General features: G+C 50.9%; 13 protein-coding genes. 10 read left to right on the top strand and 3 right to left on the bottom strand.

Annotated elements, in window-relative coordinates; genetic code table 11:
* Positions 1-77 precede the first annotated feature (77 nt).
* The 7 genes from clpP (at position 78) to CKQ54_RS08800 (ending at position 8,306) form a co-directional block, all read left to right on the top strand.
* Positions 78-701, top strand: coding sequence for an ATP-dependent Clp endopeptidase proteolytic subunit ClpP (gene clpP / locus CKQ54_RS08770; protein WP_056771081.1), 624 nt, complete (start codon positions 78-80; stop codon positions 699-701).
* Between the two features lie 205 nt (positions 702-906).
* Positions 907-2,181, top strand: coding sequence for an ATP-dependent protease ATP-binding subunit ClpX (gene clpX, locus CKQ54_RS08775; RefSeq protein ID WP_112287508.1), 1,275 nt, complete (start codon positions 907-909; stop codon positions 2,179-2,181).
* Positions 2,182-2,372: 191 nt separating this feature from the next.
* Positions 2,373-4,727 (top strand): endopeptidase La, encoded by a 2,355-nt coding sequence (gene lon, locus CKQ54_RS08780; protein WP_015698322.1) that lies wholly within the window; start codon positions 2,373-2,375, stop codon positions 4,725-4,727.
* A 215-nt stretch (positions 4,728-4,942) separates the two neighbouring features.
* Positions 4,943-5,218 carry a nucleoid-associated protein HU-beta gene (gene hupB / locus CKQ54_RS08785; RefSeq protein ID WP_013576637.1) on the top strand — a complete coding sequence of 92 codons (276 nt, stop codon included), beginning with the start codon at positions 4,943-4,945 and terminating at the stop codon, positions 5,216-5,218.
* A 165-nt stretch (positions 5,219-5,383) separates the two neighbouring features.
* Positions 5,384-7,264 carry a peptidylprolyl isomerase gene (ppiD, locus tag CKQ54_RS08790; RefSeq protein WP_120160793.1) on the top strand — a complete coding sequence of 627 codons (1,881 nt, stop codon included), beginning with the start codon at positions 5,384-5,386 and terminating at the stop codon, positions 7,262-7,264.
* 138 nt (positions 7,265-7,402) lie between these two features.
* Positions 7,403-7,786 carry a ComEA family DNA-binding protein gene (locus CKQ54_RS08795; protein ID WP_112287510.1) on the top strand — a complete coding sequence of 128 codons (384 nt, stop codon included), beginning with the start codon at positions 7,403-7,405 and terminating at the stop codon, positions 7,784-7,786.
* Between the two features lie 118 nt (positions 7,787-7,904).
* Positions 7,905-8,306 carry a YbgC/FadM family acyl-CoA thioesterase gene (locus CKQ54_RS08800; protein WP_112287511.1) on the top strand — a complete coding sequence of 134 codons (402 nt, stop codon included), beginning with the start codon at positions 7,905-7,907 and terminating at the stop codon, positions 8,304-8,306.
* Between the two features lie 84 nt (positions 8,307-8,390).
* Here the strand turns inward: CKQ54_RS08800 and queC are convergent, their stop codons facing one another.
* A complete protein-coding gene (gene queC / locus CKQ54_RS08805; protein WP_112287512.1) occupies positions 8,391-9,089 on the bottom strand; it encodes a 7-cyano-7-deazaguanine synthase QueC in 699 nt (232 codons plus the stop codon).
* A 121-nt stretch (positions 9,090-9,210) separates the two neighbouring features.
* The gene (locus tag CKQ54_RS08810) at positions 9,211-10,923 is read right to left on the bottom strand and encodes an SgrR family transcriptional regulator (protein WP_120160792.1); all 1,713 of its coding nucleotides are present in this window, start codon (positions 10,921-10,923) and stop codon (positions 9,211-9,213) included.
* A 208-nt stretch (positions 10,924-11,131) separates the two neighbouring features.
* Between CKQ54_RS08810 and cof the strand changes: the two genes are divergently transcribed.
* Positions 11,132-11,950: an HMP-PP phosphatase gene (gene cof / locus CKQ54_RS08815; RefSeq protein ID WP_113876140.1), complete on the top strand. Its 819-nt coding sequence runs from the start codon at positions 11,132-11,134 to the stop codon at positions 11,948-11,950.
* A 171-nt stretch (positions 11,951-12,121) separates the two neighbouring features.
* On the opposite strand, the gene CKQ54_RS08820 is transcribed toward cof, so the two are convergent.
* Entirely contained in the window at positions 12,122-13,165 is a 1,044-nt protein-coding gene (locus CKQ54_RS08820; protein ID WP_120160790.1) for a PLP-dependent cysteine synthase family protein, read from the bottom strand.
* A gap of 119 nt (positions 13,166-13,284) precedes the next feature.
* Between CKQ54_RS08820 and CKQ54_RS08825 the strand changes: the two genes are divergently transcribed.
* Together CKQ54_RS08825 and CKQ54_RS08830 are read left to right on the top strand one after the other, a co-directional pair.
* On the top strand, positions 13,285-13,740 hold the full coding sequence (locus tag CKQ54_RS08825) for an Lrp/AsnC family transcriptional regulator (RefSeq protein WP_120160788.1): 456 nt from the start codon (positions 13,285-13,287) through the stop codon (positions 13,738-13,740).
* A gap of 135 nt (positions 13,741-13,875) precedes the next feature.
* A complete protein-coding gene (locus tag CKQ54_RS08830; RefSeq protein ID WP_120160786.1) occupies positions 13,876-15,636 on the top strand; it encodes a SmdA family multidrug ABC transporter permease/ATP-binding protein in 1,761 nt (586 codons plus the stop codon).
* The last annotated feature ends 1 nt before the right edge of the window (position 15,637 follow it).

Genomic DNA, 15,637 nt, shown 5'->3' on the forward strand with positions numbered 1-15,637 from the left:
TGAGCATAGTCATGTGTGCCTATCTCAAGTAGAATCGGTTTTAAAGAGCGCCAAACAGAATCTATTAGGAGACGGTTATGTCATACAGTGGTGAAAGAGAGCAATTTGCACCAAACATGGCGTTGGTACCCATGGTGGTTGAGCAAACTTCACGGGGCGAACGTTCATACGACATCTTCTCCCGTCTGCTTAAGGAACGCATCATCTTCCTGACAGGTCAGGTTGAAGACCATATGGCTAACCTTATTGTTGCCCAGATGCTGTTTCTGGAAGCAGAAAGTCCGGAAAAAGACATTTATCTTTATATCAACTCACCGGGTGGTGTGATCACTGCCGGTATGTCGATTTATGACACCATGCAGTTTATCAAACCGGACGTCAGCACCATTTGTATGGGGCAGGCTTGTTCAATGGGGGCATTCCTGTTGACCGCCGGTGCAGAAGGCAAACGTTTCTGTCTGCCAAACTCACGCGTGATGATCCACCAGCCACTGGGCGGTTTCCAGGGCCAGGCGACGGACATCGAAATCCACGCAAAAGAAATTCTCAAAGTGAAATCACGTATGAATGAGCTGATGGCGAAACATACGGGTAAAACTCTTGAAGAAATAGAGCGTGACACTGAGCGTGACCGTTTCCTGTCTGCTGATGAGGCTGTACAGTACGGGTTAGTGGATTCCGTATTTACCCATCGCGCCTGACGGCTTATTTCTGCCGGGCTGATGGTCTATAGTTATACTCATACGGACGTCTCAACGGCAGGTTTTGTATCAAGCAAAACCTGCCTGCCATGAGTCATAACAGGAATGAACAGACATCAGCCAATCATGCGGCTGTTGTGTAATATGGTCGTGCCGTGGTGTTCTTGTTACGCTGCGGGACTGATACTAGAGAAGAGGTTTACTGATGACAGATAAGCGCAAAGACGGTTCAGGAAAGCTGCTGTACTGCTCTTTTTGCGGCAAAAGCCAGCATGAAGTGCGTAAGCTGATTGCCGGGCCGTCAGTGTATATCTGCGATGAATGTGTCGATTTATGTAATGACATTATTCGCGAAGAGATCAAAGAAGTCGCGCCACACCGTGAACGCAGTGCGTTACCGACGCCGCATGAAATCCGTCAGCACCTTGACGATTATGTTATCGGCCAGGAACCTGCGAAGAAAGTGCTGGCTGTGGCTGTGTACAACCACTATAAGCGCCTGCGTAATGGCGATACCAGCAACGGTATCGAATTAGGCAAGAGCAACATACTGCTGATCGGGCCAACCGGTAGCGGTAAAACGCTGCTGGCTGAAACCCTGGCGCGTTTCCTGGATGTGCCATTTACGATGGCTGATGCTACCACGCTGACCGAAGCCGGTTACGTCGGTGAAGACGTCGAAAATATTATCCAGAAACTGCTGCAGAAATGTGACTACGACGTACAGAAAGCGCAACGCGGCATTGTTTACATTGATGAAATCGATAAGATTTCCCGCAAATCTGACAACCCGTCTATCACGCGTGACGTGTCGGGCGAAGGTGTTCAGCAAGCGCTGCTGAAACTGATTGAAGGCACCGTGGCTGCCGTTCCACCGCAAGGCGGACGTAAGCATCCACAGCAAGAATTCCTGCAAGTTGATACGTCGAAAATCCTCTTTATCTGTGGCGGCGCATTTGCCGGTCTGGATAAAGTGATTGGTCAGCGTATCAACACCAATACCGGTATCGGTTTTGGTGCAGAAGTGAAAGGCAAAGAACAGAAAGCGACCGAAGGTCAGTTGCTGGCGCAGGCTGAACCAGAAGATTTGATCAAATTTGGTCTGATCCCTGAGTTCATTGGTCGTCTGCCAGTGGTAGCGACCCTGAGCGAGCTGAACGAAGAAGCTCTGATTCAGATTCTGAAAGAGCCGAAAAATGCCCTGACTAAGCAATATCAGGCATTGTTCAATCTGGAAGGCGTTGAACTGGAATTCCGCGATGAAGCGCTGGTTGCGATTGCGAAAAAAGCCATGGTCCGTAAAACCGGTGCCCGTGGTCTGCGTTCCATCGTAGAAGCCGCATTGCTGGACACTATGTATGATCTGCCGTCTCTCGAAGATGTCGAAAAAGTGGTGATTGATGAGTCCGTGATTGCGGGCCAGTCAGAACCTCTGATGATTTATGGCAAACCAGAAGCGCAACAGGCATCTGGCGAATAATTAGCCAATCTATCCAGAGAGTTAGCCATGAAATGGGGGATTTTGTCCCCCATTTTTTTTTCGCACATTCTTAACGTTGAATGTCAGACATTCATCCCCATATACTCAGTTAACGACTTGCTGAAACCCGTCTGACTCGTGTTTCACGAGATTTCCTTAACCTGGCGGAAGCTAAACTAAGAGAGAGCTCTATGAACCCTGAGCGTTCTGAACGCATAGAAATCCCCGTATTGCCTTTGCGCGATGTGGTGGTTTATCCGCACATGGTGATCCCGTTGTTTGTTGGCAGGGAAAAATCGATTCGGTGCCTCGAAGCTGCGATGGATCACGACAAAAAAATCATGCTGGTGGCGCAGAAAGAAGCTTCAACAGATGAGCCGGGCGTTAATGACCTCTTCTCCGTGGGTACGGTTGCCTCAATATTACAAATGCTGAAGCTCCCGGACGGCACGGTCAAAGTGCTGGTGGAAGGGTTACAACGTGCGCGTATTACGACACTTTCTGACAGTGGCGAGCATTTTGCTGCCCAGGCGGAATATCTTGAATCTCCTGCCGTGGATGAACGCGAGCAGGAAGTTCTGGTGCGTACTGCGATTAATCAGTTTGAAGGCTACATCAAGCTGAACAAAAAGATCCCGCCGGAAGTGCTGACTTCACTGAACAGCATTGAAGATGCTGCACGTCTGGCTGACACCATCGCTGCGCATATGCCATTGAAACTCGCTGACAAACAATCCGTGCTGGAAATGTTTGATATCACCGAGCGTCTGGAATATCTGATGGCGATGATGGAATCGGAAATCGACCTGTTACAGGTTGAGAAACGCATCCGTAACCGTGTCAAAAAACAGATGGAAAAAAGCCAGCGCGAGTACTATCTGAATGAGCAAATGAAAGCGATTCAGAAAGAACTTGGCGAAATGGACGATACGCCTGACGAGCATGAGGCGCTGAAACGCAAAATCGAAGCGGCCAAAATGCCGAAAGATGCGCGTGAAAAAACCGAAGCTGAGTTGCAAAAGCTGAAAATGATGTCGCCGATGTCCGCCGAAGCCACGGTTGTCCGTGGATATATCGACTGGATGCTTCAGGTGCCATGGAATGCCCGCAGCAAAGTGAAAAAAGACCTGCTCAAAGCGCAGGAAGTTCTGGATACTGACCATTATGGTCTGGAGCGTGTCAAAGACCGCATTCTGGAATACCTCGCAGTACAGAGTCGTGTCAGCAAAATTAAAGGCCCAATCCTGTGTCTGGTCGGGCCTCCGGGTGTGGGTAAAACCTCACTGGGTCAGTCAATCGCACGAGCGACGGGCCGTCAGTATGTGCGTATGGCGCTGGGTGGCGTACGTGATGAAGCGGAAATCCGCGGTCACCGTCGTACCTATATCGGTTCCATGCCGGGCAAACTGATCCAGAAAATGGCGAAAGTCGGGGTTAAAAATCCGCTGTTCCTGCTAGATGAAATCGACAAGATGTCATCTGACATGCGTGGTGATCCCGCTTCTGCTCTGCTGGAAGTGTTGGATCCGGAACAGAACGTGGCGTTTAACGATCACTATCTGGAAGTCGATTACGACCTGTCAGATGTGATGTTTGTGGCGACCTCGAACTCGATGAATATCCCGGCTCCGCTGCTTGACCGTATGGAAGTGATCCGTCTTTCGGGCTATACCGAAGATGAAAAACTGAACATCGCCAAACAGCATTTGCTGCCGAAGCAGCTTGAGCGTAATGCGCTTAAGAAGAACGAACTGACGGTTGATGACAGCGCAATTATCGGCATTATCCGTTTCTATACCCGTGAAGCGGGTGTGCGTAGTTTAGAACGTGAGTTGTCTAAACTTTGCCGAAAAGCAGTTAAACAATTGCTGATGGATAAAAACATCAAGCACATTGAAATCAACGGCGACAACCTGAAAGATTTCCTCGGCGTGCAGAAGGTCGATTACGGTCGTGCTGATACCGAAAACCGTGTGGGCCAGGTCACTGGTCTGGCGTGGACCGAAGTGGGCGGCGAATTGCTGACCATCGAAACGGCCTGCGTACCGGGCAAAGGTAAGCTGACGTACACCGGTTCTCTGGGTGAAGTGATGCAGGAATCCATTCAGGCCGCGCTGACCGTTGTGCGTTCACGTGCTGATAAACTGGGTATCAACCCTGACTTCTACGAAAAACGTGATATTCACGTTCACGTACCAGAAGGGGCAACGCCGAAAGATGGTCCGAGTGCCGGTATCGCAATGTGTACTGCGCTGGTGTCTTGTCTGACGGGGAACCCGGTTCGTGCGGATGTTGCGATGACAGGTGAAATCACTCTGCGTGGTCTGGTTCTGCCAATTGGTGGTCTGAAAGAAAAACTGCTCGCAGCCCATCGTGGTGGCATCAAAGTGGTTCTGATCCCGGATGACAACAAACGCGATCTGGAAGAAATTCCGGCAAACGTGCTGGCAGATCTTGAGATCCACCCGGTAAAACGCATTGATGATGTTCTGAACATCGCATTGCAAAATCCGGCTTACGGCGCACTGCCGGTGGCAGCAAAATAGTGACATCAGCTTACACAGTTGAATAAAACTCAGGCTGGCAGGTGAAATCTCACTTGCCAGCTTTTTTTTGTGCCGTTAACGTAGTCAACGGTCAAAGGGTTTCAGGCTGCTTTCAGTCGCTTGCATCGCTCTGACAAGATTGATATAACAGCAGCGCGGTCACGTCTGCAGGGAAAATGCGGCGTGATGAACGAAATTAAGAGGGGATGATAAGAGTGAATAAGTCACAATTGATCGACAAAATTGCTGCCGGTGCTGATATTTCTAAAGCCGCAGCGGGACGTGTTTTAGATGCTGTTCTTGCATCTGTCACTGACACCCTGAAAGCGGGGGATGAAGTAGCTCTGGTAGGCTTCGGTACTTTCTCCGTGCGTGAACGTTCAGCACGTACTGGTCGTAACCCACAGACCGGTAAAGAAATCAGCATTGCAGCAGCCAAAGTACCTGGCTTCCGTGCAGGTAAAGCGCTGAAAGATGCCGTTAACGGCTAATTATCTGCAAGCTGACGTTACAACCGTGTGAGGCGCATCACTGATGCTTTTTCATTCAGGTCTGGTTGTTAAACAATAACCTGACGTCATCGGGCTGGTAAGGTAAGATACAAGGCGCATCGAGAACGATGCGCTTTTTTTATTACAGCGGAGTGTTGCCTCACTATGATGGACAATTTACGCGCGGCTTCCAACAACGTCGTGCTCAAAATCATTCTGGCCCTGATTATTCTGTCCTTTATTTTGACAGGGGTGGGCAACTACCTGGTCGGCGGTTCAGGCGACTATGCAGCGAAAGTGAATGGTCAGGAAATCGGTCGGGCTCAGTTAGAGCAGGCTGTACAGAACCAGCGTAACCGGTTGCAGCAGCAACTTGGCGATCAGTTCTCTGAACTGGCGGGCAGTGACGGTTACATGCAGCAACTGCGTCAGGAATCCCTGAGCAATCTGATTGACGTCACTTTGCTGGATCAGTATTCCAAAAAATTGGGTATTACCGTCAGCGATCAGCAGATCAAAGATGCGATTTTTGCCACCCCACAATTCCAGACTGATGGCCGTTTTGATAACGCCAAATATCTGCAAAGTATCCAGAGCATGGGATACAGCGCGGATAATTTTGCGCAGTTGATGAAACAGCAGCTCATCAGTCAGCAGCTTGAGCAGGCCTACGGCCAGTCAGATTTCGTTTTGCCGGTAGAAAGCAAATCATTGGCTGCACTGCTTCTGCAGGTTCGTGAAGTACAAACCGCCACTCTGGATACCGATGCGCTGGCTGCTAAACAGCAGGTGACTGACGCAGAGTTACAGGCTTTCTACGACCAGAACAAAAACAGCTTTATTTCCCCTGAGCAGGTAAAAGTCAGCTACATCGAAATGGATGCCGCGGCTATGCAGGGCAAAACTGAAGTGACAGATGCTGATATCAGTGCCTATTACGATCAGCACAAAAGTGAGTTCGGTCAGCCTGAACGTCGCCGTTACAGCGTCATTGTCCTGAAATCACAGGCTGATGCCGACGCGGTTGCCGCCGAGCTGAAAAAAGGGACTGACTTTGCCGAACTGGCTAAGACTAAATCTACCGATGCCCTGAGCGCTAAACAGGGTGGTGATTTGGGCTGGATGGAACCTGAAACCACATTGCCAGAATTTAAGAACGCTAATCTGACGGCTAAAGGTCAGGTTTCCGGCGTGATTAAATCTGACAGCGGTTTCTTCATCCTGCGCCTTGATGACGTGACGCCTGAGCAGGTCAAACCGTTAGCGGCTGTCCGTAACGCGATCACTGACAAGCTTAAGCAGGAAAAATCACTGGATGCTTACTACGCGCTGCAACAGAAAGTCAGCGAAGCGGCAACCAATGATAATGAATCTCTGACTTCAGCCGAAGAAGTTGCAGGAACTAAAGCGGTGCATACCGACTGGTTTACCCAAAACCAAATTCCTGCTGGCATCAACTTCAAACCTGTCGTACAGGCGATTTTTGATGGTGGTCTGATTGGTCAGGACGGTTCTCCGGGCAGTAACTCCGATATCATTACTGTCGATGGCGATCGCGCCTTTGTGGTTCGTGTAGAAGCGCATAAGGCGGAAGGCGTGAAACCTTTTGCTGAAGTGAAAGATCAGGTGACGACGCTGGTTAAACGCCAGAAAGCACAAGATCAGGCACGGATGGATGGCGAAAAACTGCTGACCGCTCTGAAAGACGGCAAAGGCGATGACGCGATGAAAGCGGCAGGTCTGAGCTTCGGTGCTGTGCAGAAAGTTCAGCGCAGTCAGCAGCCTTCTGCGTTTGAATCTAACGTCTACGCGTTGCCACATCCTCAGAAAGACCAGCCAGTTTATGGTCTGACTCAGGACAATAAAGGCAACAGCGTGCTGGTTAAACTGAATACTGTGACGTCGGGTGTCGTACCTGAAGCGGATATCGGACGTTTCAATCAGGAGATGCAACAAACCTCCTCGAACGTAACCTTTGATGCCTTGCTGACTAATCTGCGTCAGGAAGCGAAAATCAAATACGGTTCAGCTGCACAAAACCAGTAAACGCCGCAAAGTTTTGCAACGCGTTGCAACAAACAAAGGCCGCTTTCGCGGCCTTTTCCATATTTGAAACTTGCCCGTTGTTCGCTTTTCCTGCCTGATGCACTCTCTCCGTGCTGTCAAACACATGGAGGATACAGCATGAAAAAATTAGGCATTACATCACTTTCGTTGGCTCTGGCACTGGGGCTTTCTACTCTGCCCGTTATGTTACACGCGGCACCCAATGCCACCAGCCCTGTGGCGACTACTACGGCAGCGCCGGTGACGGCTGCAGGTAAAGTCTCAGGCCCGCAAGTGAAAAAGGAGCAGGCTGCGGTTACAGATGAAAGTACTGTCAGCATCAACACTGCGACTGCAGAGGAATTTGCCAAGGTGATGAACGGGGTAGGGATGAAGAAGGCACAGGCCATCATCAGCTATCGCGAGGAACTTGGGCAGTTTACCGATGTGGAACAACTGCGCGAAGTACCGGGAATTGGTGCCGCATTATTTGAACGTAACAAGGACCGTCTGAAATTGTGACGGATGTCGCGGCGGTAAACCCTTAACGGTTGCCGCCGTTTTCTTCTGCTAATCTCTAAAGACATCTGACCAGTTTGGTTGTATGCCTCAGACGACTATCAGGAGTTTTTTAACCACTATGCATACCTTTATCAAAGTTCGCGGCTTTCATATCGACGTCTATCAGCACGTCAACAATGCGCGCTATCTGGAATTCCTCGAAACTGCCCGCTGGGAATGGCTCGATAATCAGTCGGGTTTCCAGTGGATGAGCGAAAATAAAATCGCGTTTATCGTGGTGAATATCAACATCAATTATCGCAAACCCGCAGTGCTTGGCGATGTGTTGCGCATTGACAGCAGCATGCAGCAATTAAACGGACGCAGCGGTGTGCTGGAACAGGTTGTGACCTGTGAGGGTGAAGTGGTTGCCGATGCGACGCTGACGTTCGTCTGTATCGACTTGCGTACGCAAAAGGCGTTGCCGCTGGAAGGTGAGTTGCTGGAGCGATTACGTGAACTGGAACTGGAAAACGACTGATTTGGCTAAGTACTGATAAACAAGCTGATTAATAGAAAACGGGTGGTCTGATGGCCACCCACTTTGCTTCTGACGTCTGCTTAATCAGCGCAGACCGGTTTTCTGCTTCAGGCTGTTCATCACGCCCGTTTTATCCTGCTGGAATTGCTGCAAACCATTGGCGCGCAAATGACAGGCCGCACATTCGCCACAGCCATCACCGGCAATGCCGTTATAACAGGTCAGCGTTTTATGGCGGACCAGATCCAGCTGCTGATAATAATCAGCCAGCGCCCAGGTTTCCGCTTTATTCAGCCACATCAGCGGCGTTTCAAAACGGACATCGCGTGCCAGACCGAGCGAAACGGCCGTGTTCAGCGCCTTCACGAACTCATCACGGCAATCCGGATAACCTGAGAAGTCGGTTTCACAAACTCCGGTGATCACCGCTTCAGCCTGGATCTGATAAGCATAAATTGCTGCCAGTGTCAGGAATAAAATATTACGACCTGGAACGAAAGTGCTTGGCAGGCCGCCGTTATTTTCATCCCCAAAGTTAGGTACCGGAATGTTATCGCGGGTCAGGCTGCTGACGGCCAGTTCATTTAACAAACCAACATCCAGAACCTTGTGCGCACGGGCGCCAAGTTCCACTGATAATTTCTGTGCGATTTCAATTTCAGCACGATGGCGCTGACCATAATCGAACGTGACGCAGTGGACTTCGTCATATTGCTTCAGAGCCTGAATCAGACAGGTTGTTGAATCTTGTCCGCCGCTAAAAACTACCACTGCTCTTTTCATTCTGATTACCTGTTGTTGAAACCATTATCTGAATTCACTGCCCGCCGGACAGTAAAACTGCCCTAATGTTACTTTTCTTTAGTGCCAGAGTGTAGTGAAAGAGTGTAGTGAAACAGCTCCTTCACGCATTTTCATCCTGCAGGGGTGGCGGAACCCAGGCCTGACAAAAATCGAACCAGCCCCAGGCCGTAAGCTGAACGCCGCTGATACGCGGTGGCGCACTGACCTGATATTGATAATTAAACAAGGGTGTCACGATGCCTGATTTCATCCATTGAAAGAAATGATCGCGAAGCTCATCCGAACGACGGTTTTCCTGCGGGATTTGCTGAATCACTTCCAGGCGCTGTTGCTGACACGCATAATCTTCATCGCGCAGGATCTCCGGCCAGAGCGGGTCTTGCTGTAGCCAGTTTTCAAGCGATGCTTCGGGCGATTCACCAATCAGGCGGTCCCCGAGCAGAAGATCGGCCGAGCGGAGCAACGTATCGTCTTCCCAAAGCCTGCCGGCATGATACCCGACCTCAAGCCGACAACCTTCTTTCGCCAGCCGTTCTTTCAGCGCCTGCGCCACCAGTTCAAATTCAACGGGCGGATGAAATAGCAGCGTCAGTTTTTCCGGCAGCGGAACATCCGCATCATCATGCAAAGGAATTGGCCAGCCCGGCAGCATTTCTTTGCTGGATTTCACCAGGTCATGATCGATAGGCAAATTATTTAACATGCCGCTGCGCTGGATCAGACGAACGATTTTCCGCGCCTGCGTTTCATTTAACACACCGCGCCGGAGATTGGCGGCGATATAGCAAAACCCAAGGCTGGTGCTGCGTCTTACCGGTTTTACCCGCGCTAATTCTTCTTGCTCGCCAAGAATGATCCTGACCGGATGCTGACAGCTGACATTGTTTTTCTGAGCAAACAGTTGTGGCGTGATCCAAAACTCAATCGCCGCCAGATAAGGATGTTGCAGCGTATACAACGTGTGTTGCTCCAGCCGGACCAGCTCAGGGGAAAACGTGGTCAGGCGGAAAGGTCCGGCACCAATGTGCGGATCTTCAGGGTGCGAAAGCAGGCAATTGAGATCGGCAAAACGATGTGCCAGCCAGTAATCGGGTTTATCGAGATCAAATTGCAGACATAGCGCGTGAGGCTGCGACAGTCGGGTGACGGACGCCAGATTGTGTTTGCCGCGTGACGAATTTTTTAGCTGCTGGAACCGGGCCATCAGTTGCGGTGTTTTAAGCGGCTCGCCGTTATGCCAGAACAACTGACTGCGCAGAAAAAACTGCCAGGTTTTGCCATTGTTACTGACCTGCCAGTGATGTGCCAGATCAGGCTGTGGCGCAGAGTTTCCCGGAATATAACGCGTCAGCCCCGCATGAATGGTATGGGCGAGATGCTGCTCCGCCCGCCCCGTCAGGGTCAGAGGATCCAAAGGCTGGAGAGGGCGGTAATATGGTATGCGTAATGTGGGGGCGTCTTCCTGCCATTGTCCGCCGAGATGCGGTGCCAGCAGGGCATTGAGGTGTGTGGGATCCAGCTGGCTTAATTGCAGTGCCGCAGAATGTTCACCGTTAATCAGTAATTCCTGTAAATAGGTGCCGCGCAGATCTTCGGGTGTTCTCAGGCAGCAGAGCGAGGCGCGTTTACCGCGGCCAGCCTGTGATTTCCATTCAATCCAGCCCGCATCCTGAAAATGAGTAAGTAAAGTTCGCGTATGGCGTTCGCTACAGCAAAAAATGTCTGCCAGCTCTGCCACAGTAAGCTGAACCGGAAACGATCCGGTTTTGAGATGCAGACGCTGGAATTGATTAAGGCGGTTTTGCAGGCGCATGATAAATACGGAACCTTATTTTTCAGGTTAACTTGTTTGTTCAGCATATCGTTTGTTCAGGATATCCCACGCACGGCGCGCTGGCTTGACGCGAAGAAAGAAAGTGTGAGCTAAAACCGGAACAGTATTCATAAACTGTTCACTATTAGTTCCGCAAATCCGGGTACATACTTTGAAAGTGAAAATTATTCCCGCTCAGAGAGGAAACATGTACCGTTTAGCTGCATTTGATATGGATGGCACGCTGCTTTTACCCGATCACACCCTGGGCGAAAAAACACTGGCAACGCTGCGTCAGCTGGCTGAAAAACCGGTAAAACTGACGTTTGCGACCGGCCGTCATTATCTTGAAATGAAAGATATTCTGGCAAATATCGGGCTGGACGGTTTCCTGATCACCGGTAACGGCACGCGTATTCATGATTTAGCCGGCCACAGGTTGCACGCAAGCGATTTGTCCGAAGATTGTGCGCATGAGCTTCTGCACACGCAATGGGATACTCCGGCCAGTCTGCACGTGTTCCGCGATGAAGGCTGGTTTACGTCGCTCGATGATCCAGACTTACTGATCCCGCACCAGTTCAGCGGTTTCCGTTACCAGTTGCAGGATCTGCGTTTGTTGCCGGATTCCGGTAACAGTAAAGTGTGTTTCTGCGCGCCTCACGAAACCCTGCTGGCGCTGGTTCCTCAGCTGAAAGCGCACTTCGGACCGCGCTTAGATTTGTGTTTCTCAGCGGCAGATTGTCTGGATGTGCAGCCTGCGGGCAGCAATAAAGGCAGTGCCCTGGCACTTCTGACGGCAGGGCTGGGGATTGAAATGTCTGAATGCATGGCCTTTGGCGATGCCATGAACGACAAAGAAATGCTGGAAGGCGTCGGGATGGGGCTGATAATGGGCAACGCATTACCGGTGCTTAAAGAGCAATCTCCTCACTTACAAATCATCGGGCATTGCCGCAATCAGGCGGTGTCTCACTTTTTGCAACACTGGCTGCACACTCCACACCTCACCTATTCCCCCGAATAAAAGGTATTGCAGCAAGCCGGGTTCACTTTAACTGTCCCGGCTTTTTTCCGTCATACTTCAAGCTGCAGATGCGCTGGCTGCGTTTGCTCACCCGAATCACTTACTCATGTAAGCTCATCGGGATTCACAAACTTGCCACCTGCCTGCAACACGAATTATTTTGGAAAAATATTAGTTAAGTCCTTCCAGTTGTGCAGCGTAAACGGAAATATCCCCGATATTCTTCGTCACCCAGCTGTCGTCAAAATAGGTATTCAGATAACGTTCGCCGCTGTCGCAAAGCAGGGTGACGATCGAACCTGTTTCGCCTTTCTCACGCATTTGTTTTGCCAGCTGCAAAGCGCCCCACATATTGGTGCCCGTTGAGCCACCGACTTTTCGTCCCAGCACCTTTTCTAACCAGCGGACGGTCGCCACGCTTGCGGCATCGGGCACCTGCATCATGTTGTCGATGACGTCAGGGATAAATGAGGGTTCGGCACGCGGGCGGCCAATGCCCTCAATGCGACTGCTGCATTGCGCGGTGACGCTGGCGTCACGTTGCTGATAATAATCGTAAAATACCGAGTTTTCAGGATCCACCACCACCAGTTCGGTGTCGTGCCCCTGATAACGGATATAACGCCCGAGCGTCGCAGAGGTTCCGCCGGTACCGGCACTCATCACCAGATAGCGCGGCACCGGATGCGGTTCGCGGGACATCTGGCGGAAAATACTGTCGGCAATATTGTTGTTCCCGCGCCAGTCGGTCGCGCGCTCCGCGTAGGTGAACTGATCCATATAATGGCCGTTCAGTTTTCTGGCGAGTTGCTCAGAAGCCGCATAAATCTGGCTGGAATTTTCGACGAAATGACAGCGGCCGCCGTAAAACTCAATTTGCTGAATCTTGCGCGGAGCCGTACAGGAAGGCATCACGGCAATAAAAGGCAGACCGAGCAGCCGGGCGAAGTAGGCTTCGGAAATGGCGGTGCTGCCCGAAGAAGCTTCAATGATGGGCGTATTTTCGCGGATCCAGCCGTTGCACAGACCATATAAAAACAGTGAGCGTGCCAGGCGATGTTTCAGGCTGCCGGAAGGGTGGGTGCTCTCATCCTTCAGGTACATGGAAATCCCGGGTAAGTCATTCAGTGTGAGACGAATTAAGTGTGTGTCGGCTGAACGTTGAAAATCGGCGTCGATTTCTTTAATGGCGTGAGTGACCCAGGAATTACGCATGTTGCAGACTCATAAAAGTGTTTTGATGAGATAAGAATAACGTAATCACCAGAGAAATAAGTTACTCTTTGACCCACGGTTTGCCGTATTTGTAGAAAAATATTCTCCCGGAGTGCTTTATGGTAGATAAAATTGACCTCAAGCTTTTAGCCCTGCTGCAAAAAGATTGCACCCTTTCCCTGAACGAACTGGCGGATGCCGTTAATCTCACCTCCACACCCTGCTGGAAAAGAATCAGGCGCCTTGAAGATGACGGGATTATTCGCGGCAAAGTGGCGTTGCTGGATGGCGATAAGCTGGGGCTGAGTCTGACGGCATTTGTGCTGATCAAAACTCAGCATCACAACAGCGAATGGTATCAGCGCTTTGTACAACAGGTTGAAGCATTTCCGGAAGTACTGGGCTTCTACCGGATGGCCGGAGAATATGATTATTTATTGCAGGTGCAGGTTTCCGATATGAAAAGCTACGATAACTTTTACAAGCGACTTGTGAACGGCATTCCGGGACTGAACGATGTGACCTCAAGTTTTGCGATGGAGCGCATAAAATCGACCACCGCATTGCCCATTTAATGCAAAAGTTGCAGTAAAAAGTTTCATCAGAAACGCATGTTAACTCTGGTATCCTTGTCAGCCTGAAGAGCAAACGGGTATTTGTGATATCTGTTAACTCAATAAAATCATTATTATTTGTATGGAAAACTCTGCGTGAGACTGTTTGCACAATTAGGCTGGTACTTCCGTCGCGAATGGCGCCGGTATCTGGGTGCCGTTGCCTTGCTGATCATTATTGCTGTCCTGCAATTACTGCCGCCAAAACTGGTGGGCATAATCATTGATGGCGTAACGTCAAAACAAATGTCTTACAACGTGCTTTTCGCATGGCTGGGTCTGATGCTCGGCACAGCGATAGTCGTGTACCTGCTGCGCTATGTCTGGCGCGTACTGTTATTCGGTGCGTCCTATAAGCTGGCCGTCGAGTTACGCCAGGATTTCTTCCGCCAGCTCAGTCGTCAGCATCCGGCTTTTTATCTGCGTCATCGCACCGGCGATTTGATTGCCCGTGCCACCAACGACGTAGACCGCGTGGTGTTTGCCGCAGGCGAGGGCGTTTTGACACTGGTGGATTCACTGGTTATGGGACTTGCCGTGCTGATTGTCATGGCAACCCAGATCAGCTGGGAACTGACGCTGCTTTCGCTGGTGCCGATGCCGGTGATGGCGATCATCATCAAGCGTTACGGCGACCAGTTGCACTCCCGCTTTAAAACCGCACAGGCAGCATTTTCCTCTCTTAACGATCAGGCGCAGGAAAGCCTGACCAGCATCCGCATGATCAAAGCTTTTGGTTTGGAAAATCATCAGTCATCACAATTTGCCGATGTTGCCGCGGATACCGGTGCTAAAAACCTGCGCGTAGCCCGGGTCGATGCACGTTTTGATCCGACGATTTACGTCTCCATCGGCATGGCAAATCTTCTGGCCATTGGCGGCGGCAGCTGGATGGTGGTCAACGGGCATTTGACACTCGGTGAACTGACCAGTTTTGTGATGTATCTGGGGCTGATGATCTGGCCGATGCTGGCGCTGGCGTGGATGTTCAATATCGTAGAGCGTGGCAGTGCCGCCTACAGCCGTATCCGCAGCCTGTTACAGGAAGCGCCAGCGGTGGCCGATGGCGCAACGCCTTTACCGGCGGGGCGCGCAGTGCTTGAAGCGCAGATCAACAATTTCCATTATCCCGAACACCAACACGCTGCCTTAACGTCCGTGGCATTTTCCCTGAAACCGGGGCAAATGCTCGGTTTATGTGGCCCGACGGGTTCTGGAAAAAGTACCTTGCTGGCATTGCTTCAGCGCCAGTTCGATGTGACTGAAGGCGATGTGCGTTACCACGGTCTGTCACTCAAAGAGATCCGGCTCGATGACTGGCGCGCGCGGCTTGCGGTAGTCAGCCAGACGCCTTTCCTGTTTTCAGACACCGTCGCGCAGAACATTGCGCTCGGCCGGCCGGATGCCACGCAGGAAGACATTGAGGAAGCGGCACGGCTTGCCAGCGTTCACGATGACATTCTGCGTTTGCCTCAGGGATATGAAACAGAAGTCGGTGAACGTGGCGTTATGCTTTCGGGCGGCCAGAAACAACGTATTTCGATTGCCAGAGCGCTGTTGCTGAAAGCTGAAATTCTGATCCTGGATGATGCGCTATCTGCCGTCGATGGCCGCACGGAACATCAAATCCTGCAAAATCTGCGTCAGTGGGGCAGTGACAGAACGGTGATTATCAGCGCTCACCGGCTTTCTGCGTTGACCGAAGCCAGTGAGATTCTGGTATTCAGTCACGGAAGCATTTCACAGCGTGGCGATCATGACGAACTGGCTGCGAAGCCGGGCTGGTATCGCGATATGTTCCGCTATCAGCAGCTTGAAGCTGCGCTGGATGATGTGCCGGAAAAGGAGGCGGAATAAC

The organism is Rahnella variigena (genome assembly GCF_003610915.1).
GTDB lineage: Bacteria > Pseudomonadota > Gammaproteobacteria > Enterobacterales > Enterobacteriaceae > Rahnella > Rahnella variigena.

What these genes read in the sequence shown, in the direction of transcription:
- clpP (WP_056771081.1), top strand. Translation starts at nt 78, where the DNA reads ATGTCATACAGTGGTGAAAGAGAGCAATTTGCACCAAACATGGCGTTG.
- clpX (WP_112287508.1), top strand. Translation starts at nt 907, where the DNA reads ATGACAGATAAGCGCAAAGACGGTTCAGGAAAGCTGCTGTACTGCTCT.
- lon (WP_015698322.1), top strand. Translation starts at nt 2,373, where the DNA reads ATGAACCCTGAGCGTTCTGAACGCATAGAAATCCCCGTATTGCCTTTG.
- ppiD (WP_120160793.1), top strand. Translation starts at nt 5,384, where the DNA reads ATGATGGACAATTTACGCGCGGCTTCCAACAACGTCGTGCTCAAAATC.
- CKQ54_RS08795 (WP_112287510.1), top strand. Translation starts at nt 7,403, where the DNA reads ATGAAAAAATTAGGCATTACATCACTTTCGTTGGCTCTGGCACTGGGG.
- CKQ54_RS08800 (WP_112287511.1), top strand. Translation starts at nt 7,905, where the DNA reads ATGCATACCTTTATCAAAGTTCGCGGCTTTCATATCGACGTCTATCAG.
- queC (WP_112287512.1), bottom strand. Translation starts at nt 9,089, where the DNA reads ATGAAAAGAGCAGTGGTAGTTTTTAGCGGCGGACAAGATTCAACAACC.
- CKQ54_RS08810 (WP_120160792.1), bottom strand. Translation starts at nt 10,923, where the DNA reads ATGCGCCTGCAAAACCGCCTTAATCAATTCCAGCGTCTGCATCTCAAA.
- cof (WP_113876140.1), top strand. Translation starts at nt 11,132, where the DNA reads ATGTACCGTTTAGCTGCATTTGATATGGATGGCACGCTGCTTTTACCC.
- CKQ54_RS08820 (WP_120160790.1), bottom strand. Translation starts at nt 13,165, where the DNA reads ATGCGTAATTCCTGGGTCACTCACGCCATTAAAGAAATCGACGCCGAT.
- CKQ54_RS08825 (WP_120160788.1), top strand. Translation starts at nt 13,285, where the DNA reads ATGGTAGATAAAATTGACCTCAAGCTTTTAGCCCTGCTGCAAAAAGAT.